Origin of the sequence: Edaphobacter sp. HDX4 (assembly GCF_036877565.1) — a bacterium.
GTDB lineage: Bacteria > Acidobacteriota > Terriglobia > Terriglobales > Acidobacteriaceae > Edaphobacter.
The window spans coordinates 26,480-46,114 of the sequence record NZ_JAEDXW010000001.1 but is presented as its reverse complement, the minus strand read 5'-3'; the positions used below and the strand labels follow the sequence as shown (position 1 = coordinate 46,114).

General features: G+C 55.9%; 13 protein-coding genes. 7 read left to right on the top strand and 6 right to left on the bottom strand.

The features are described 5' to 3' along the window. The first annotated feature begins 7 nt into the window (after window positions 1-7). From JAO29_RS00200 to JAO29_RS00190, 3 genes are all read left to right on the top strand, one after another. Complete coding sequence (locus tag JAO29_RS00200) at window positions 8-2,950, top strand: TonB-dependent receptor (protein ID WP_334266151.1); 2,943 nt, start codon at window positions 8-10, stop codon at window positions 2,948-2,950. A 111-nt stretch (window positions 2,951-3,061) separates the two neighbouring features. Then, window positions 3,062-4,684, top strand: coding sequence for an ArnT family glycosyltransferase (locus tag JAO29_RS00195; protein ID WP_334266150.1), 1,623 nt, complete (start codon window positions 3,062-3,064; stop codon window positions 4,682-4,684). A 14-nt stretch (window positions 4,685-4,698) separates the two neighbouring features. Further along, window positions 4,699-6,702 (top strand): enterotoxin, encoded by a 2,004-nt coding sequence (locus tag JAO29_RS00190; RefSeq protein ID WP_334266149.1) that lies wholly within the window; start codon window positions 4,699-4,701, stop codon window positions 6,700-6,702. Between the two features lie 25 nt (window positions 6,703-6,727). Here the strand turns inward: JAO29_RS00190 and JAO29_RS00185 are convergent, their stop codons facing one another. Further along, entirely contained in the window at window positions 6,728-8,620 is a 1,893-nt protein-coding gene (locus tag JAO29_RS00185; RefSeq protein ID WP_334266148.1) for a M61 family metallopeptidase, read from the bottom strand. 87 nt (window positions 8,621-8,707) lie between these two features. Next, entirely contained in the window at window positions 8,708-9,274 is a 567-nt protein-coding gene (locus JAO29_RS00180; RefSeq protein ID WP_334266147.1) for a glutathione peroxidase, read from the bottom strand. A 71-nt stretch (window positions 9,275-9,345) separates the two neighbouring features. Here JAO29_RS00180 and JAO29_RS00175 point away from each other — a divergent pair, with 71 nt between their 5' ends. Beyond that, window positions 9,346-11,214, top strand: coding sequence for an APC family permease (locus tag JAO29_RS00175; RefSeq protein ID WP_334266146.1), 1,869 nt, complete (start codon window positions 9,346-9,348; stop codon window positions 11,212-11,214). Here the strand turns inward: JAO29_RS00175 and JAO29_RS00170 are convergent, their stop codons facing one another. Beyond that, window positions 11,215-12,738: an alpha-amylase C-terminal beta-sheet domain-containing protein gene (locus JAO29_RS00170; RefSeq protein WP_334266145.1), complete on the bottom strand. Its 1,524-nt coding sequence runs from the start codon at window positions 12,736-12,738 to the stop codon at window positions 11,215-11,217. A 52-nt stretch (window positions 12,739-12,790) separates the two neighbouring features. Further along, window positions 12,791-13,975, bottom strand: a complete 1,185-nt coding sequence (locus JAO29_RS00165) for a cysteine desulfurase family protein (RefSeq protein ID WP_334266144.1) — start codon at window positions 13,973-13,975, stop codon at window positions 12,791-12,793. A 134-nt stretch (window positions 13,976-14,109) separates the two neighbouring features. On the opposite strand from JAO29_RS00165, the gene JAO29_RS00160 reads away from it, so the two are divergent. Continuing rightward, the gene (locus JAO29_RS00160) at window positions 14,110-14,715 is read left to right on the top strand and encodes a DinB family protein (RefSeq protein WP_334266143.1); all 606 of its coding nucleotides are present in this window, start codon (window positions 14,110-14,112) and stop codon (window positions 14,713-14,715) included. Between the two features lie 71 nt (window positions 14,716-14,786). On the opposite strand, the gene JAO29_RS00155 is transcribed toward JAO29_RS00160, so the two are convergent. Together JAO29_RS00155 and JAO29_RS00150 are read right to left on the bottom strand one after the other, a co-directional pair. After that, window positions 14,787-15,920, bottom strand: a complete 1,134-nt coding sequence (locus tag JAO29_RS00155) for a citrate synthase (RefSeq protein WP_334266142.1) — start codon at window positions 15,918-15,920, stop codon at window positions 14,787-14,789. Window positions 15,921-16,028: 108 nt separating this feature from the next. Further along, window positions 16,029-17,096, bottom strand: coding sequence for an NAD(P)/FAD-dependent oxidoreductase (locus JAO29_RS00150; protein WP_334266141.1), 1,068 nt, complete (start codon window positions 17,094-17,096; stop codon window positions 16,029-16,031). Window positions 17,097-17,231: 135 nt separating this feature from the next. Here JAO29_RS00150 and JAO29_RS00145 point away from each other — a divergent pair, with 135 nt between their 5' ends. Together JAO29_RS00145 and JAO29_RS00140 are read left to right on the top strand one after the other, a co-directional pair. Then, on the top strand, window positions 17,232-18,050 hold the full coding sequence (locus tag JAO29_RS00145; RefSeq protein ID WP_334266140.1) for a hypothetical protein: 819 nt from the start codon (window positions 17,232-17,234) through the stop codon (window positions 18,048-18,050). 392 nt (window positions 18,051-18,442) lie between these two features. Then, window positions 18,443-19,630 carry an acetyl-CoA C-acetyltransferase gene (locus JAO29_RS00140; RefSeq protein WP_334266139.1) on the top strand — a complete coding sequence of 396 codons (1,188 nt, stop codon included), beginning with the start codon at window positions 18,443-18,445 and terminating at the stop codon, window positions 19,628-19,630. Window positions 19,631-19,635: the final 5 nt, after the last annotated feature.

Genomic DNA, 19,635 nt, shown 5'->3' with positions numbered 1-19,635 from the left:
AGAAGGAATGAGACAGAGTAGGCCATGGAAGTTCTTTTTGTTTTTTTTGTTTGCCTTGACATCTCTTACGATGCGAGCACAGCAGCCGGCAGGTGTCACCGTACACGGAGTGGTAACCGATCCAGATGAGGCTGTAATCCCTGGGGCGACCGTTACGTTTACTCCTTCGAAGGGTAAGACGGTTGTTACACAGTCGGGTTCAGACGGTGCCTATACTGCTAACGGGGTGGCACCCGGAACGTACGTCGTGACCGCCACCATGACGGGATTTGCCACCTTCGTGCGAGAAGCAGTGCGTATCAATCCGGGGCAAGCGCTCACCCTGGACATCAAAATGGCGCTGCAGGTTCAGTCGCAGGAGGTTCAAGTAACGGCGCAGAATCAGCAGGTCAGTGTTGATTCCGACAGTAATGCGAGCTCGACGGTGATCAAGGGTAAGGATCTGGAGGCATTATCAGACGACCCGGACGAGCTGTCGTCGGAGCTTTCTGCGCTGGCAGGACCCTCGGCGGGTCCGAGCGGAGGCCAGATCTACGTTGATGGATTCACGGGCGGACAGCTTCCGCCGAAGTCCTCGATTCGAGAGATCCGCATCAATCAGAATCCGTTCTCAGCCCAATACGACAAGCTTGGCTATGGTCGTGTGGAGGTCTTTACCAAGCCCGGTACCGACAAATTTCACGGTAACTACAGCATCCAGGGTGGCGACAAATTTCTCAATACGTCCAATCCATTCCTGGGGGCGGGCAACGATCAGCCTGACTATCACACGATCTTTATGATCGGCAGCATCAGCGGACCGATCAACCGCTTTTCTTCGTTCACGGTCAGCGGCGGCCATCGTGACATCCAGGACAACTCCATTGTTAACCCCGGTGGGTTCTACGCCAGCTCGGCAGACGCGACCGAGCCCTGCTTGCCTGGCGATCGGACCTGTGCGTACTATCCGTCCTATCCCGAGTCAGCGCGCGCGGTCTCTCATCCGCAGACCCGAAGCGATATCTCTCCACGCTTCGACTTCGCCCTTGGCGACAAGAATACGTTGACGGTCCGGTACCAGTACTACGTTAACGGTTCGAAGAACAACGGCATCGGAAATACAACGCTGCCTGATGCGGGATATAACAGTGATGCGACCGAACATACGATTCAGATCAGCGATACACAGATCGTCAATTCGCACGTAATCAACGAGACTCGATTTGAGTACCAGCGGGAGTATTCTTCCCAGAATCCACTGAGCACAACGCCAACCCTGTCGGTTCAGGGTATCTTTACCTCGGGCGGATCCAGCCAGGGAATTCAACGGAGCACAGCGAATCACATTGAGATCCAGAACTACACCTCGGTCGCTCTGGAGAAGCACTTCCTGCGGTTGGGTGGAAGATTCCGAACGACTGGGGAGTCGCTGACCTCGTACCAAGGAGCCAACGGTACGTTTACGTATTCTTACCTGCTTGACCCTTGCACCGACCCGAACCCCAATATCAAGCGGCCATCGAACTGCCAGCAGACCACGACGCCATGCGATCAAGCGAACGGCACCATCTCGTCTTATCAATGCGGTAATCCAGGTCAGTATGCGATCACCGCAATCAATAAACCTACGGTTAACGGACGCCTGAACGATATCGGCCTTTATGCAGAGGACGACTGGAAGACGAAGCAGAACCTGACGATCAGCTTTGGCGTCCGCTATGAAGCACAGAATGTGATCAATAGTGCCCACGATTTCGCTCCACGTGTGTCTTTTGCATGGGGCATACCGCGAGGACAGGGTAAGTCGCCTATTACGGTGATTCGGGGCGGATACGGAATCTTCTACGATCGCTTTTCGCTCGATAACTACATGAATACGCAGCAGCTGGATGGCACAGCCCAGGTCAGGTCAACGTTCATCAATCCTGGGACTGCGTGCAACCCAACGGATACGACGCACTGTGGATCGACGACCCCGAGCCGCCAAACGCTGTATACGCTCGGAAATAGTATTCGCAGCTCGTACACGCTGCAGGCTGCGGTTGGAATCGATCAGCAGCTTGGCCGTGCGGGAACCGTATCGGTCAACTATCTGAATGCGCGCGGCGTACATGAATATCTGAGCCGTAACTTCTACAATGCCGATTCCGCTGGAACGCCCTACAACTATCAATTCCAGTCGGGAGGCGTTTACCGTCAGAATCAGCTGATGGTGAACGGAAACTCGCGAATCCACGGCATCAACCTCTTCGGCTTCTACGCCTTGAGCTTTGCTGACGCAAATACCTCTGGAGCCACCTTCTTCCCAACGAGCAATACCGACACACGTGTCGATTATGGCCGGGCGACCTTCGCACGACGGCAGTTCGGAGTTGTGGGCGGAAGCATGCAATTCCGGTACGGCATCACAGCCAGCCCATTCGTCATTGCACAGGCGGGAACGCCGTACAACCTCACCAGCGGACTTGATCCGTTCGGGTCGTCGATCTATAACGCGCGTCCTTATTTCGCCACTGGCGAAAGCGGAAATTGCCGGGACTCTTCTGCATTCAGCCCCACGCAGACGGGGAGTCTGACCTCAGTGCCAATCAACTACTGCACAGGTCCGGCGAACGCAACCTTCAATCTGCGTCTGTCGAAGGTGTTCGGATTTGGGGCCAGGACCGGTGCGGCGGCAGCGCAGGGTCAAGGTCCTGACAGCCGCAGGCGCAGCGGGGGAGGCGAGCGTGGCGGTGGCGGCGGTGGACGCGGATTCGGACCCATGGGCATGGGAGGCGCCAACTCCGGTCATAAATACTCGTTCACGTTGGGGGCGCAGGCGATGAACCTCTTCAATATGGTGCCCTATGGGACTCCGACCAGCAGCTTGAGCTCGCCACGATTCGGTCAGTTCACGACGCTGGCGACAGGTCCATTCAGCTCTCAGACTGCAGTCCGCCGCATCATGCTGCAGGCATCTTTCAACTTCTAGCGCACAAAGATCGAAAGGGACACGGTCACATTGAGGACCGCGCCCCTTGATCGTTAACTGTACGTGCAAAAAAGGCGGACTTCCTGATAGAGCGGGAGCTACCATGCGTCCATGGAAGGCCGTCTCACAACGCAGTGGGCTGATCGGGCTCTGAGACCGGTCCTTGCCTGCTGCCTGGTGATCTGTACGCTGCTTTTCTTCCTCTGGAGCTGGAAGTGGCCCCTGGTGGGTGACGCCAGTCTTATCCACTACATCTGCTTCCTTATGGATCACGGCATGGCCCCTTATCGCGATCTTGGCGATATGAATATGCCGGGCGTGTACATCATCGAGTGGGCCGTGATGCACACGTTGGGCGGAGGAGAGCTTGCCTGGAGGCTCTTTGACTTCGCCCTGATGGGTTTCGCTGCAGCAGCGATCTTTGTTATTACCTTTCCGGACTGGTTCGCGGGCTTGTTTGCTGCTTCGTTATTCATTCTGGTGCACGGACGAGATGGGTTGGGGCAGGCAGGGCAGCGCGATCTGACCATGTCGATCTGCTTGTTGATTGGAACAGCCTTTTTGTTCACAGGTGTTCGCCAGAACCGACGGTGGCCTTTCGTGCTGTTTGGGCTCTTCTCTGGCCTTGCCGCGACGATCAAGCCCACAATCCTGCCTCTTGGTGCGGCTTTGCTGATATTGGCGGTTGTGACTTTGCGCAGACGAGCGCAACCGACTGCATCCTGTGTGTTGGTAGCATCGTCGGCTTTCCTGATAGGTCCGTTGATCGCTCTTGGCTTTCTTATTGAAAAAGACGCACTTGGCGCTTACATCAAAGGGCTATCGGGAATCGTTCCATACTATGCGAGTCTGGGCCATAAAGCGCCAGGGTTTCTACTATCGCACAGTATCTCTCCGCTCATGTCCATTGTGGTGATATGGCTCGTGCTGATTGGAATCAGAAGGCCGAAACTCAGTTGGGAGCGTGTTGCTCTGCTGTGCGGAATCGCATTCGGGCTTCTCTCTTATGTCGTGCAGGCCCGCGGATATCCTTACTATCGCTATCCACTATTGGCCTTTCTTCTGCCCTTGATCGCGATAGACTTCACGGCTGCATTACGAGTCCACTCAGGTCGCATCGACAGATGTAGTTCGGCGCTGGCTGCTATCGGGCTCATCACAGGCTCACTTGTCATAGCCCCAACATCGATCGTTCTCATTCACCGATACGCGCGACATGCCGATTTCATCACATCGTTGGAGCAGACTCTTAGCGAACTGGGTGGCTCAAAGCTATCTGGAAATATCCAATGTATCGACTCGATCTCAGGGTGTGGCACGACACTCTACAAGATGCGCATCGTGCAGTCTACCGGAGTCCTATCGGATTTTCTCTTGTTCGGTCCCGAGACGAAGGCTGTAATCCGCTCAACGCGTCAGCATTTTTTCCACGAGATTACCAGCAATCCTCCGAAGGTCATTGTGGTCAGCGGATGGCTCCACATCGATGGTCCAGGGAACTATCAGAAGCTCGAGCGCTGGCCGGAATTCGCAGATTTTCTAGCCAGGGATTACACCTTGAAGAACGAGTGGACTCCGACTCGGCCAAACCACTGGTGGAGTCGAGAACAATGGCCCGATGGATATCGAGTGTACGTTCTGCGAAGTGAAGTAAGCTCAACCGACAGGTCGAGAGATCTTCGTGAGCTCCATGCCGGATGTACGATGTGTTCTAATTCGACAAAGTTTTTCTGATGTCTGGAGGCCGAATGCGGGGTGGTACTGCGGGATTGTTGGTCCTGGTGGTGGGAAGTTGTCTATCAGCGCAGACTCAGGATGGCGGGAAAGCACAGATTGAAGGCGCAGCCGGTAACTTGGTACTCGGCAATCGTGTGATTGCAGCTCGTTGTAGTGCGAGCGAACAGGGATTGCATGTTGAAGTGAAGGATCTTCGAAAGAATCGCACGCTGCAGATGGAGGGACCTCTCAGCGTTCTGTTTGCAGATGGCTCCATCGTGCGCGGAGATCAGATGCACATCGTAGAGCGCCCTGTGGCCGAAGATCTGAAGCCAGATCCCTCCGCATCGCGCCAATCGGAACATTTCGCTGGTAGAGAAATCCATGCGGTCCTCGAGGATGAGCAGACAGGCCTGCGGGTTCGGTGGACTCTGGAACTGCGCGACGGATCGACGTACATCCGTGAGGTATTTACCTTGCAGGCTCCGAAGCAGGATCTCGCAATGCGCCGCGTGCGTCTGGTTGATGTCAGACCCACCCCAGCGGCGCTCACTTCCTTGCGTGTTGTAGGTACGGTGAATGGCTCGCCGCTTGCTGTGGAGGATTTCTTTCTCGGGTTCGAGCATCCTCTTTCCGAGAGCCGTGTCGTGCGTGGCGAGGGGATCGCCGAACTGGAGAGAACCCTTCCTTTGCTCAAGGATCAATCGATCACGTATTCGTCGGTTATCGGTGTGGTTCAGCCGACGCAGCTTCGGCGGGACTTCCTGACCTATCTTGAGAGAGAAAGAGCCCATCCCTACCGTACTTTCCTGCACTACAACTCGTGGTACGACATGGGATATTTCACGCCATACGATCAAACGATGGCTCTTGGTCGTGTCCATACCTTTGGGGAGGAACTCCACGTGAAGCGTGGGGTCAAGATGGATTCGTTCCTCTTTGACGATGGATGGGATGATCACGCTTCGCTTTGGAGTTTCAACAAAGGATTCCCTGATGGCTTTGTTCCCATCCGGGAGGCTGCTTCAAAGTATGAGTTCGCACCTGGCGTGTGGATGTCTCCCTGGGGTGGGTATTCGAAGCCGAAGCAGGAGCGCATAAAGTTCGGAGAAGCCCAGGGATTTGAGATTGTTGGTGGCGGTTTCGCGCTCTCCGGATCGAAGTACTATCAGCGTTTTCGAGACGTATGTCTGAAGATGATTCGCGAGCAGGGGGTCAACCAGTTCAAATTCGACGGCACCGGGAATGTCAATCACGTCGTCCCTGGGAGCCGTTTCGACAGTGACTTCGATGCGATGATCCACCTGATCGGCGAACTGCGTGAAGCTAAGCCTGATATCTACATCAACCTGACTACCGGAACGACCGCCTCGCCCTTCTGGCTGCGTTATGCGGACTCAATCTGGCGCGGCGGAGAAGATGATGCTCTGGCTGGTGTAGGAACAAAACGTGAGCGCTGGATTACCTATCGCGACGCGCAGACCTATGAGAGGGTGGTCGCAAGAGGTCCCTTGTTTCCTCTGAATTCTCTGATGTTGCACGGCATTATCTATGCACGCTACGACAAACGGCTGAACGATGATCCGGGAGATGATTTCGCCGACGAAGTTCGCTCCTACTTTGGCACTGGAACACAGCTGCAGGAGATGTATCTCACCCCCGAACTTCTCTCAAAGAAGAACTGGGATGTGCTTGCCGAGGCGGCGCGGTGGTCGCGCGACAATGCGGATGTCCTGAAGGATACCCACTGGGTAGGTGGCGATCCCGAATGGTTGCAGGTATATGGCTGGGCTTCGTGGTCGAAAGAGAAGAGTATCCTTGTGCTCCGCAACCCATCGGACAAGCCTCAGGATCTAGCGCTGGACATAGGGTCGGTCCTCGAACTTCCAGTCGGGGCTGCACGGCGATTCCATGCACGTAGTCCGTGGAGAGAAGACGCAGCGCAGCCGACGTTCTCTCTCGCGGAAGGCACACCGCACCGTTTTGCTCTCAAGCCATTCCAGGTGCTGACCCTGGAGCTTCAACCGGAACGCTAGTACAGGCTTTATATCGCTGGCCCGTCTATTTCGAGACCTTCTCTGGCTTGGTAAGAGGGGTCGTGATGTCATCTAGATAAGCTGGAGTTCGATCGACCCGTTGCAACACCGGGTAACGCTCGCCATCGTGGTAGTCGATACCGGCAGTTGAGACGAACGTGTCCGCCTGCAGGATGACATGAATCGGTTCTGAATTACCTTTCGCGCCATCGACTGCGTTCTTCAAAGCATCTGCAGAGAAGACATTGCCGTTCACGGCAAGGATCTTCTGACCGGGAGCAAGATTCGCCTTATCCGCTGGACCGCCCCAACGCACGTCTGCGATGACGCCTTCCGCCGTCAGCCGAAGCCCCAGAGAATACCAGACGTTGATTCCGCTGGTGCGTCTGCCTCCTGCGGTTACCATCGTACGTTCCGAGCTATTGGGCTTGTCGGTGAACGTAAGCTTGTAGCCGCCACGTTCAATGCCGGCCAGATCAGCGTGTGGATTGATGTCGTCAATGCGCTCGTGGATAAACTTCGCCCAGTCATAGGGAACAACCTGCTTGAGGTCAGAGACGAGTTCGTCTCGGTTATAAGGGACGATCAACGGGCCGGTGTTTCCGCCCTTAGCCAAAAAGATGTGCAGAAAGTCTGTCAGCGATTTCTTGTTGTTTGTCTGCTTGCGGATGAGAGTATCTGCGTCCAGCCAGAAGAGTTCTCCCTCCTGGTAGTAGTCCTGGCCTCGGCGCCAGTTGGACCATGCTGGATTGCCTCCCCGGAGGACACTCGCCGCAATGGCGGTATCTTCAGTAGGCCGCCATTGACGCCCAGGCTTATATTCCAGATTTGCAGCCGACATGGCCAGAAGATCACGATACTCAGCCTGCGATTTGAGGCCGGAGCGGGCGGCCAGCACGTTGCCCAGGTATTGCGTCAGACCCTCATACACCCAGAGCATCGAGCCTTGCTGCATCTTGGCGAAGGTGTCCTGGTAGAGGTTGTAAGGACGCCGATATTTGCCATTCCACGAGTGGGTAAATTCATGCGCCAGCAGATCCGCTTCTGCCAATTGGTGCGCCTTGTCTGAAAAACCCTTTTCGCCAACGCCGTTATCGGAAGACTGTCCATGCTCCAGCCCTTCTCCGCCGGCCACGTCGGAGAGCGTGAGCAGGAAATGATAGACGTTATAGTGACGGGAGTTGTAAGCGGCACCCGTCTCCCGAACCAGATTGTTCAGCTCGGCCAGCAGTTCGGGACGAAGCTTCGAGTCATCTGCCTGATCCGATACAACGTCGATGTAGTGCTTGGGCGTGATCTCGGGCGCGAGCGGAAACTCGTGGAAGTACTCCCCGGTAATGACAGGAGAGTCTTCAAGCTGTTCGACATTTGTCGCAGCGTAATGAGTCGTTCCACCTGTTGGATGTTGTGGATCGTAGCGGTCGGTGGGAGTGAGGGCGGTGCCTATACCCCATCCCTTCGGAACCGTGACCGAGGGTTGAATGGGAATGTCTTTGACTGGAGTATTCGCTGGGTAGAGCAGAAGCTTCTCCCACTCCAGCACCGCCAGCTTCTGGCTCACTCGCGCTGTGACGATGCAGTCCAGGTGAGCGTGAAGCATGGTGATTCCCTCAGGCACGGTGACGTGGAACTGATACAAATCCTGATCGTCTCTTCGCCAGTGCAGCGTCTTTCCGTTGGCTGTAAAAACAACCCCCGTGATGTCGCTCACAGGACCGGTGGGACGGTGATTCCCAGGAATCCACTCTGGAGTGGTGAGCGATACCTCGCCTGCATGTACCGGGATATCGATCTCAGCATGATAGACCTTGCGCGGAGCCTCCGACAGGTCAGCGGTTATCTGAATGGGAGCGGTCTGAGCCATCCCAGAGATTGCGGCCAGCAGAGTCAAAGGAAGAACGGTATGGCGAATGGACATGAGCGCAGAGATCCTTTAGAGTCGCGAGAGTTACAGGTGGATATAGCGAAGACGAAGCGGGATCGGTCTCAGACGCCGGCAATCTTTCTAGGATGCCAGTGCTGATTCGATCGCAGCGGTGATCCGGGGATCGTCGGGAGCAATCTCCGGAGAAAACCGCGCCACGACATTTCCTCTGCGATCCACAAGGAATTTCTCGAAGTTCCAGAGTATGCCGGGCTCAGGATTCGTCGTTGCACCGTTATGTTTGTCGTGCAGAAAACCGTTCAGGCGCTCGCGAAAACCGGAACGGCTCTCTCCGCTGGCCTGAGGCTGCGCCTGGATTAAAGCCTGATACAGCGGATGGGCATCGGGGCCGGTCACCGCAATCTTTGAGAACATCGGAAAATCTACCGAATAGTTTGTTCTGCAAAAGGAAGCGATGTCTTCGTTGCTGCCCGGTTCCTGGGCTCCAAAATCATTGGCGGGGAAGCCGCATACGACGAATCCAGCATCCTTGAAGCGGGAGTAGAGCTTTTCGAGCGCCTCGTACTGCGGAGTAAGGCCGCAATGAGACGCGACATTGACGACGAGCAGAACTTTTCCTTGATACTCCGAGAGCGATGCCGGTTCACCGGTGATGCGCTGGACAGGGATACCCGAGAGATTTGTCATGGTATCCAGTGTATCTCGGTAAGAAAAGTTGATCGTCCGCTTGACTGACCAAGTTAGTATCGAATACGGCCATGTCTTTTACGGATGTTCTTTTTGGACGGCCGCTTGCCTCGAGTGACGAGCGTGCCGAGCATATAGGGGTTGCAGCGGGTATTCCGATCTTTGGGCTCGACGCTCTTACCAGCGCAGCCTATGGACCTGAAGCGGCGATGACGCTTCTGATCCCAATGGGGATCGCGGGGCTCAACCATATTGTCCCGGTTATCTCAGCGATTCTCATCCTGCTGGTAATCGTATTTTTCAGCTACCGACAGACAATTGAAGCCTATCCGGGCGGGGGTGGATCCTACACGGTCGCCACGGAGAATCTGGGGGAGATGGCGGGACTTCTCGCTGCTGCAGCCCTGATGATCGACTACATCCTGACGGCTGCGGTCGGTATCTCCGCCGGCGTCACAGCGCTTACCTCGGCAGTTCCTGAGCTGCATCACCACAGGTTATCCATCTGTCTGGTAATCCTGGTCATCCTTGCTGTGGTAAATCTGCGAGGCGTGAAGGATACAGGCGCTGCGTTCATCCTGCCGACATTCTTCTTTGTCGGATCACTGCTGGCGGTGATTGTAGCGGGAGCCTTCGACGTGTACGCCAGCGGAGGACATCCTGTTCCTCGCGTTGTGATTCCTCCTCCAGCAGTGATGACGGTGAAGTACCTGGGCGTGTGGCTGCTGATGAAGACCTTTGCCAGCGGTTGCGCTGCGATGACCGGTGTCGAAGCCGTGTCGAACGGCGTCATGGCCTTCGAGGAGCCTCGCGCCAAGAAGGCGAGGTTGACACTCTCGATCATCGTCGGCACGTTGATCGTGCTCCTCTTCGGAATCACATGGCTTTCGAAAGCTTATGGAATCACTGCGATGGAGCCGGAGGCGCATAACTATCAGAGCGTTTTGAGCATTCTAACGACGGCCGTCTTCGGCCGCGGTTGGTTTTACTACGCCACGATGGGCAGCGTTCTTCTGGCCCTGTCCTTGAGCGCCAACACCGCCTTCGCCGATTTCCCGCGGCTGGCACGTGCCATCGCGATGCATGACTACCTGCCGCATGTCTTTACGCTGCGAGGAAGGCGGCTGCTGTACTCCCATGGCATCTATGCGCTGACGGGATTTACTGCTGTCATCCTCATTCTCTTTGGCGGTGTGACTGATCGTCTCATTCCTCTGTATGCCATTGGAGCGTTTCTGGCCTTTACTCTGTCGCAGGCTGGAATGGTGGTTCACTGGCTCAGAGCAGAAAAGCATCCCGGACGTGTGTGGCACATGTTCGTCAACGGTTTCGGTGCCGTCGCAACCGGGATCACGCTGGTGGTGGTTCTGGTTGCGAAATTTATGGCGGGTGCGTGGGTGACGGCTCTCCTGGTGCCGGTCCTGATCGGCATCATGATGGTAGTGAGGCGGCACTATAGTCGCGTCAAGCGCGAGATGAAGGATATGACCCCGCTGAACCTGAGCAATCTTCAGGAGCCCGTGGTCGTGATTCCAATGGCCCGTTGGGACCGGATTGCCGAGAAAGCGCTGCGTTTCGGCATGGTGATGTCGAAAGATCTCAAGGTAGTCCACGTTCATTCCGATGACGAGCCGATGGGCCTTGAGGAGGAATGGGACGAAAAGATCATTGGTCCCATCAAGAAAGAAGGTTTGCGGATTCCGGAGCTGGTAACGATTCCCTCGAGCTACCGCTTCATCATCAATCCGCTGATGGATTACATCATCGAACTCGAGCACAGCAATCCTGGACGAAAGATCGCCGTACTGCTTCCGGAGCTGGTCGTGCGCCACTGGTGGGAGAATGCTCTCCATAATCAGCGCGTGCAGCTGCTCAAGTTGTTGTTATTAGTAAAAGGGAATCAGAGAATCGTGGTGGTGAATATTCCCTGGTATCTCTGATCAGAACGGAGCCTTCTGGCTGCTCGCTTTCTTGTATTTCGGTATGGGGAATGGGGCGTGGTGCGCGGCCTGCATGACCGCAGGATTCCCTGGCAGGCCGACCCACACCGACCAGCCCGCTCCGTTGGCATAGTTCCGATAGTTGGCATAACCCGAGCTGCCGGGTGTCCACTGATTGTCGTCACCACCGATTCTCACGTACAGATCACCGTGGCTTCCATGTACGCGAGCAGCGTAGAGGCCCTGATCGCGTGCGTTCTCCTGCATCTCCACTCTGCTCCCTGACGTAATTCCGGCAACCTTGCGAGCATTGATCAGCGCCTTGATCTTGCTTTGTAGATCTGAGCCCCAGTCGAAATAATGCTTCCAGTAGACGCATGGAACTCCGGGATGCGTCAGCACGTAGGCATAAGCCTGTTCTACCTGCCAGTTGTTGGCAAACGAGTCAGCCTGATGATCTGTCTGGGCTGTTCCGTCATCATTGGTGCGATATCCGGTGTCGTGATTTTCGACGAAAGTAACGGCACGTTGCTTCCAGGGCATGCCGTCAGTTGTGTCACCTACCAGGCCGATGCCGCCACCAAAGCCATAGAGCTGTGTGTAGGCACCGCTCACAATCGATTTCAAGGAGAACTGGGTCTCGAAATCGAAGACATCACTTGAGCTCTTCAGATGATCCTGGCCGGTTGGAGAGTCGTTGGTGGCGGTCGCCCATACCCAGCCTCGTTGCTCTGCCTGTTGAGTCCAATCGTATTCACCTACGGAGAAGGTGGGTTTAGTAATACCGTCGTAGAGAGCGATCCACTGCGCGCTATAGCCGTGCACCATGTCGTAGCGCCAGCCTCTGTATCCAAGTGCCTGTAGAGCGAGCAGATATCGCACGATATCTCGCCGTACACGGATATCTGTGTGCGCTATATCTCGAAATGAGGGATACGGGTAGGTGCCGTCAGGACGATATGCGACTCTCTCCTCGCACTTGCCTCGTTGCTCCACAGGTGTGTTCGCAATTCCGGAGATGGCATTGGAGAAGGCCTCATCGTCGGAGCAGATGGACCATGTTCCCCATTGTGGATCTTTGAAATCTGCCCAACCATTCAGCCCGTCACGATGGTTGATGACGATATCAGCCACGGGTTCCACTCCGTCCCGCAGCAAGGCTGTGAGAGTCGCCTGTTGCTGCTTGCGGGTGCCATAGCTGTTATCCAGAACGAAGTATTGCTTGGGGTTATAGCCGACGCTAAACTCGCCGGCATAGGATGGTGGTGGCATCCATACCAGGTCGAAGTTTGCCGCTGCAATCGCGTCGGCGTCATCTCTGACGATGTCATACCAGAGCTTCGTTCCATACCCGGGGAACTTCGCGGGATGGCCAAAGCGGTAGGACTCATAGTAAAAACCCTGCAGCATAACCCGGTCATCATCGAAACCCGACTGGGCATAGGCGTATGCGTTGAACTGCAGGAACAGCAGCAGGAAGACACAGATAATCCATCTCCCTGATTCCAGGTTCGTCTTCTGCATGGAGGTGCCTCCACAGGAAAGTGACGATACTTGACTGGGCCTGGATTTGTGGCTAAACCGTTACTGCAAGGGTCTTCTTGTTATAAGCCGGAGAAAGCTCCCGAAGATGCGCGACGGCAGCGGGAACCAGTTGCAGAGCCTGATCAATCTCTGCCTGTGTCGTCAGTTTAGACAGCGAGAAGCGGATACTGGCGCGGGAACGCGCTGCAGAGAGTCCCATGGCGATAAGAACATGCGAGGGTTCACTGGCTCCGGACTGACACGCACTCCCGCCACTGACAGAGAGTCCCTTTAGATCAAGCGCGATCAGAAGAGCTTCGGCTTCCACGTGGTCGAAGTAGATGTTAGTGGTGTTGCCTACGCGCGAAACTCCTGCTCCGTTGACCCCAGTCTCCTCAATAAGCGAAAGAATCCCTTGCTCCAGGCGATCTCGCAGACATGCAAGGCTGGCAGGACCGTCGTTCTTCAACCACGCTGTTGCAACTTCGGCTGCTTTGCCCAGCCCAACGATCCCGGGCACATTCTCTGTTCCGGCCCGACGCTGGCGCTCGTGTGAGCCGCCATGAAACATTGGCGAGAGCTGAACGCTGCGGCGGACGTAAAGAGCGCCAACTCCCTTAGGGGCATGGATCTTGTGCCCTGAAAGGGTGAGCAGGTCGACATCCTTCAGGAATCCATGGGGGCTGACATCCAGTGGAAGCTTGCCTGCCGCCTGTACGGCGTCCGTGTGGAATAAGGCGCCTCCAGCATGTGCAATACCTGCAAGCGCATCGATAGGCTGAATGACGCCGGTCTCGTTGTTGGCATACATCACGCTGACCAGACGCGTATTGGGCCGCAGAGCAGCCAATAGTTCGGTCGGCTCAACGATTCCCGCTGGTGTTACAGGCAGAATGGTAACTTCGATGCCCCGGGCTTCCAGCGACTGTGCCGCATGGAGTACCGCGTGATGCTCAATCGCTGTGGTGATAAGGTGATCGCCTTTAGCGAGTACCCCGAACAGAGCGAGGTTGTCGCTCTCTGTGCCGCCCGACGTAAATACCACCTCTGCAGGCCGGCAATGCAGCAGGCCGGCTACGTGCTCCCTTGCGCGATCCACGGCAGAGCGTGCCTGTTGTCCCTGCTGATGAATGGAACTGGCGTTGCCATAGTGCTCAAGGTAAAAGGGACGCATCGCCTCAAAAACCTCTGGAAGGAGAGGCGTCGTAGCATTTGCGTCCATGTAAATACGCTGCATAGATTCATTTTAGCCTGTGCAGAAGAATTGCACCGTCTTTAGGGATGAAGGTCGTAGGCTCGACGGCTACGTTCTGATAGCCTGAGCGCGACCTCTGCGGATCTGACGCATACGAGTCAAAGGGAGAAAAAGTGATGTGCAAGCGAATCATGGTGATAGCCGCTTTGTCCGTATGTTGTGCCGTGGCGGGACAGGCACAGCAGCCCGGTGCCATGGCTCCAAAATCTGGAGCAGGAACAATGGTGGAACCGTCAAAGTCCTTTGACAGCGCACTTACCGCCTTCGAGGGCCAGTTCATGGGGCTGGCGAAGGCAATGCCTGCGGAGAAGTACAGCTTCGCCCCCAGTGCAGCCATCTTTGCTGAGAGCCAGAAGACGGATTACCTCTCCCCCAATAACCAAGGCGTACGCAACTTCGGCCAGATGGTCGCTCACGTCGCTCAGGCGAATTACTTTTATGGTGGAAGGCTGAGCGGCGAGAAGCCCGATGTCGATGTAAAAGCCATCGGCAGCCTTACAGATAAAGATCAGATCGTCGCCGCGCTGGAAAAATCGTTTGCTTTCGTTCACCAGGCGATGGGAACCCTGACAACCCAAAATGCATTCGAAAGTGTTCGTGGCAACGATACCCGGGCGACTGTGGCAGCGGGTGTCATCGCCCACGGCTTCGATCACTACGGCCAACTGGCGGAGTACCTGCGGATGAACGGTATCGTTCCTCCAGCCAGTGACAAGAAATAACTTCGTTTAGAACATAAAGAAGCGCGCCGATCTAGCGCGCTTCTTTGTTTCGCGATCACAAACTGCCACGGTTACCGGTTTTCAAGCGGCGTGTATTTTGTCGGATAAGCCGGCCCTACGTACTCCGCACGAGGGCGGATAAGGCGGTTGTCGTCATGCTGTTCGATTACATGCGCAGCCCAGCCAGCGATGCGGCTGACGGCAAAGATCGGCGTGAAGAGGTCAATGTCGATGCCGAGCAGGGTGTAGGTGGAAGCTGAGTAGAAGTCGACGTTGGCGTTTAACTTCTTCTCCTGCTTTACGAACTGCTCGATCTTTCGGGACATCTCAAACCACTTCATGTTGCCAGCGGTCCGGCTCAGCTCTTCCGACATGCGACGCAGGTGAGTGGCCCGAGGGTCTTCGGTGTGATAGACCCGGTGGCCGAAGCCGGAGATCTTCTTCTTATCGGCAAACATCTGGCGGACATATTCGACGGGGTCTGCCCCTTCCTTATCAATCGCGTAGAGCAGACGCATCGTCGCCTCGTTCGCTCCACCGTGCAGCGGTCCCTTCAGAGCACCGATGGCTCCGGTGATTGCCGAATGGATGTCGGCGAGCGTCGCCGCAATGACGCGCGCTGCGAACGTGCTGGCGTTCAACTCGTGATCCGCATGCAGAATCAATGCGATATCGAAGGTGCGAACTGCCGTCTCCGACGGCTTCTCCCCGTTCAACATCCACAGGAAGTTCGCTGCATGGGAGAGAGAGGGGTCAGCCTCGACGATGTTTTTGCCTTTGCGGATACGATCGAAGATCGCGACGATCATCGCTATCTGTGCGGTCAACCGATATGATTTGCGGACATTCGCATCGTGAGAATTATCAGCCTCGTCCGCATCGTAGATGCTCAGCAGCGAGACGGCGGTACGAAGTACCTGCATGGGAGTCGCCGCCGTCGGGACACTCCGCAGCAGGTCGATAATCTTGGGATCGAGTTTGCGGGCTTCGCTCAGCTTTTTAGAGAAATCAGCCAGCTCAGCCGCATTGGGCAGCTTTCCAAACCAAAGCAGGTAAGCCGTCTCTTCAAACGTCGAGTGCTGCGCGAGTTCGTGGATATCGATGCCACGGTACGACAGCACCCCAGCGTCTCCATCAATCCAGCAGATAGATGAGTTGGTGGCTACGATGCCTTCCAGGCCCTTAGGTGCAGCGGCAGTGGACATAATGAAACTTCTCCCCCACAAAACTAAATTACATCTGGTTATAGCGCAGCCGAGAAACGATTGTCACGGACGCCGGGCGAATATCGTAATATCTGTGCGATCTTTCATCTACATCTTCCGCAAGGGGGAAAAGGGATCCAGGTCCACCTCAGGCTGCTCTCCTGCAAGAATTTGAGCCATCACCAACCCTGTAGCCGGTGCAAGAAGAATGCCATTTCGGTAGTGACCTGCCGCAATGAATAAATTGTCACGTACATGGCCGAGCAGCGGGAGTCCATCACTCGTCCCTGGCCGTAACCCCGCCCAGCGCTCTATCTCGGGAGCATCGGCAAGATCCGGCAGCAGTTCAGCGGCTTCCGCGCGAAGCCGAGCGATGTCATTGGAATACACGGTCTTGTCAAAACCCGCATCTTCAACTGTTGCCCCAATCACCGCCCGTCCTGCCGCCGGCCCGGTTGTTCTCGGAACTACATAGATGGTGGGAGTTCGAACGACGACATGCAGCGGCATGATGGCGGGCAGCTTTACGGAAAGCATCTGGCCTTTTCGAGGAACGGTTCGGACGTGTCCCGGCTGAAGATCGGTGAGACCCCAGGCTCCTGTGCAGTCCACGACGCGAGATGGCCGCAGGACCTCTGATCCCGTGTGAACTTCGTAGTTAGAAGATTCGCTCAGCTCCAGTCGGACCTGGCTCTGGGGGCGAACCTCGATCTTCGCTGATTGAACTGCCGCCAGTAGCGCCCGGGCCAGTTCCCGTGGATCCAGACTCTGCTCGTCGAGCAGGATAAAACGGTGATCCCTGGTGTTGAGTTGAGGCAACAGCAGCGACAATGTCTCGGGAGCCAGGAGAGTAAGATCTCGGGCCGCTTCCAGGTGAGACAGATGGATCTCCTGTAAAGCCGTGCTCGTCTGAAAAGGAACAAGGATCCCGGATAGATCGAAGATTCGATCGAGGTACCCGCGATACAGGCTGCGGCTAAGGGCGGAGAGGGTGCGGAGTTCCAAAGGATTCTCCGGATCGGAGGCGGCGAGCATGCCCGCCGCTGCCACCGAAGCCTCGGCAAGCGGAGCACCCTGCTCCAGGACAACCACGTTGGCTCCACGGCTCCGAAGTTCAAGCGCGAGCGAGAGGCCCATGATGCCTGCTCCGACGATGCAAATATCAGGCGAAACCATGGATCTAGTCTATGGCTTCGGGAAATCGAAGACGATATATAGTCTCTTTGTATCTGTTCCATCTTGCCCGCACGCATGCGGAGCTGGACAACGTTAGAGAAGCGTTCAACGATTTGCGTTCGGAAGGAGAATACGATGGCGGAAGAGTTCGTAGAGGAGCGGTCGGTCTCTGGAGCATTGCTTGCAGTTGTGGCGGTTGCTTTGTTAGCTGCGCTTGGCGGTTTGATCTGGTGCTACACCCTGCAGAAGGATCTCGGCACCGCCGGACGGAAGCTCGCTCTGGCCGACCAGAGGAATGCGGAGCTCAATCAGAAGATTGAAGCAACGAATGCACGGCTGCGCGCCACCAGCGAGACCCTGGGGCAAAGCGTCGGAATGACGCAGAAGCAGATCGAGCGAAGGGCTCAGAGCATCTTGGAACAGCAGAAGCTTGCCCAGGCCAAGATCGAAGAGGCCCAGGCCGCAACACAGAAGCAGATTGGCGCCGTCTCCAGTGAGGTCTCCAGCGTCAAGACAGACGTCGGAGGAGTGAAGACAGACGTCGCCGCAACCAGAACCGATCTTGAGGCGACCAAGACTCAGTTGACCCGCGTGGTTGGAGACGCTGGGGTCATGAGCGGACTGATCGCCAAGAATCACGACGAACTCGAAATTCTGAGGCACAAGGGCGATCGAAACTACTATGAGTTCACGCTGCAGAAGGGCCAGCAGCCTACGCTGCTGTCGAGCATCAAGCTGCAATTGAAGAAGGCCGACCAGAAGCACTCACGCTATACCCTCAACGTAAGTGCTGACGATCGCATCATCGAGAAGAAGGATAAGAATCTCGACGAACCCGTTCAGTTCTATAGCGGGAAGGATCCCGCACTCTATGAGCTGGTTGTGAACTCGATCGAAAAGAATAAGGTCTCGGGCTATCTCTCAACGCCGAAGGGCAAGAGCGCCACGCCTTAGTTTCTGTCTTGAAACACGAAAACGGGGGACGCTTTTAGCGTCCCCCGTTTGTTTGCCTGTTGAGTGTTATTTCTTTTTTGCGGCCTTCTTGGTTGCCTTCTTGGCCGGTGCTTTTTTTGCTGCCTTCTTCGTTGCCATTTGCCTATTCTCCCTAGTGATTAGACATTGACTCTGCAACACACTTCATTGCAGCTAACGAAGGTATAGATTTACGAAAATTCACTGTCAAGAGAAATCGATAAGTTCTGGAATTTTTTTTGGGGATCGCCTTCCCGAAAGTCACGACGAGGCGCTGAAGAATTCGGGGATGTGTCCTCACGTGAGCCATGAAAAAGCTGTTCGGTACGATCAAGTCCTATACTGTCGCTTCGTCCGTGTCGTTGAGGTGAGCCATGAAAGAAGTTGTGATCGTCGCTGCAGTTCGTACTCCCGTAGGGAAGTTTCAAGGAGCGTTTGCAGAGATGTCTGCAGTGGAGCTTGGAGCAATTGCGATTCGCGAATCCGTTCACAGAGCGGGCATCGACGCAGTGACCGTGGATGAATGCATTATGGGCTGTGTTCTTCCGGCAGGCCTCGGGCAGAATCCGGCGCGACAGGCAGCGCTTCGCGGCGGTCTCCCAGGCTCGACCTCTGCCCTCACCATAAACATGGTCTGCGGCAGTGGCTTGCGGGCTGTCGCACTGGGAGCACAGAACATCCTCGCAGGAGATGCGGAGATCATCGTCGCCGGTGGCATGGAGTCCATGTCCAATGCACCCTATCTCCTTCCCACCGCGCGTAAGGGGCTCCGAATGGGAGACGCCACCGTGGTCGACTCCATGATCCGCGATGGTTTGTGGTGTGCCTGTGACGATCAGCACATGGGTATGACGGGTGAGTTGGTAGCAGAAACGTACGCCATCACTCGCCAGCAGCAGGATGCCTTTGCTCTTCAATCGCATCAACGCGCGGCTCAGGCATGGCGGGAGGGACGCTTCGACGCTGAAGTCGTACCCGTCTCGGTTCCGGCAAAGAAAAAGGGAGTCGAACCCGCAGTGATACGCCGTGACGAGACCATCCGCGAGGATGCGTCGGCTGAGACGCTTGCAGCATTGAAGCCAGCCTTCAAAGAAGGTGGAACGGTGACGGCCGGCAATGCGCCCGGTATCAACGACGCCGCTGCTGCGCTCGTCATCATGTCTTCGGATAAGGCAGACGAACTCGGCCTGCAGCCAATGGCAACGATTCGCGCTCAGGCGGTCAGCGGGGTTGAGCCGCGCTGGGTGATGATGGCTCCTGTGAGCGGCGTTCGCAAGGTCCTCGACAAGGCAGGCTGGCAACGCGATGACGTGGATCTCTACGAGTTGAATGAAGCATTTAGTGTGCAGGCTCTCGGAGTCACCGGTCAGCTAGGGCTGACTCTCGACAAGGTCAACGTCAATGGAGGAGCCGTCGCTATCGGTCATCCAATCGGTGCCAGCGGAGCGCGCATCCTTGTAACCCTGGTCCATGAGCTTATCCGACGCGATGCGAAGAGAGGAGTTGCTGCACTTTGCCTGGGTGGCGGCAACTCGGTGTCGATGGCCATCGAGCGAAGCTGATTTGT

Excerpts from the sequence above, each read along its gene's own strand:
- JAO29_RS00190 (WP_334266149.1), top strand. The coding sequence starts at position 4,699 with ATGCGGGGTGGTACTGCGGGATTGTTGGTCCTGGTGGTGGGAAGTTGT.
- JAO29_RS00200 (WP_334266151.1), top strand. The coding sequence starts at position 8 with ATGAGACAGAGTAGGCCATGGAAGTTCTTTTTGTTTTTTTTGTTTGCC.
- JAO29_RS00160 (WP_334266143.1), top strand. The coding sequence starts at position 14,110 with ATGTGCAAGCGAATCATGGTGATAGCCGCTTTGTCCGTATGTTGTGCC.
- JAO29_RS00155 (WP_334266142.1), bottom strand. The coding sequence starts at position 15,920 with ATGTCCACTGCCGCTGCACCTAAGGGCCTGGAAGGCATCGTAGCCACC.
- JAO29_RS00145 (WP_334266140.1), top strand. The coding sequence starts at position 17,232 with ATGGCGGAAGAGTTCGTAGAGGAGCGGTCGGTCTCTGGAGCATTGCTT.
- JAO29_RS00180 (WP_334266147.1), bottom strand. The coding sequence starts at position 9,274 with ATGACAAATCTCTCGGGTATCCCTGTCCAGCGCATCACCGGTGAACCG.
- JAO29_RS00195 (WP_334266150.1), top strand. The coding sequence starts at position 3,062 with ATGGAAGGCCGTCTCACAACGCAGTGGGCTGATCGGGCTCTGAGACCG.
- JAO29_RS00175 (WP_334266146.1), top strand. The coding sequence starts at position 9,346 with ATGTCTTTTACGGATGTTCTTTTTGGACGGCCGCTTGCCTCGAGTGAC.
- JAO29_RS00150 (WP_334266141.1), bottom strand. The coding sequence starts at position 17,096 with ATGGTTTCGCCTGATATTTGCATCGTCGGAGCAGGCATCATGGGCCTC.
- JAO29_RS00185 (WP_334266148.1), bottom strand. The coding sequence starts at position 8,620 with ATGTCCATTCGCCATACCGTTCTTCCTTTGACTCTGCTGGCCGCAATC.
- JAO29_RS00170 (WP_334266145.1), bottom strand. The coding sequence starts at position 12,738 with ATGCAGAAGACGAACCTGGAATCAGGGAGATGGATTATCTGTGTCTTC.
- JAO29_RS00140 (WP_334266139.1), top strand. The coding sequence starts at position 18,443 with ATGAAAGAAGTTGTGATCGTCGCTGCAGTTCGTACTCCCGTAGGGAAG.
- JAO29_RS00165 (WP_334266144.1), bottom strand. The coding sequence starts at position 13,975 with ATGCAGCGTATTTACATGGACGCAAATGCTACGACGCCTCTCCTTCCA.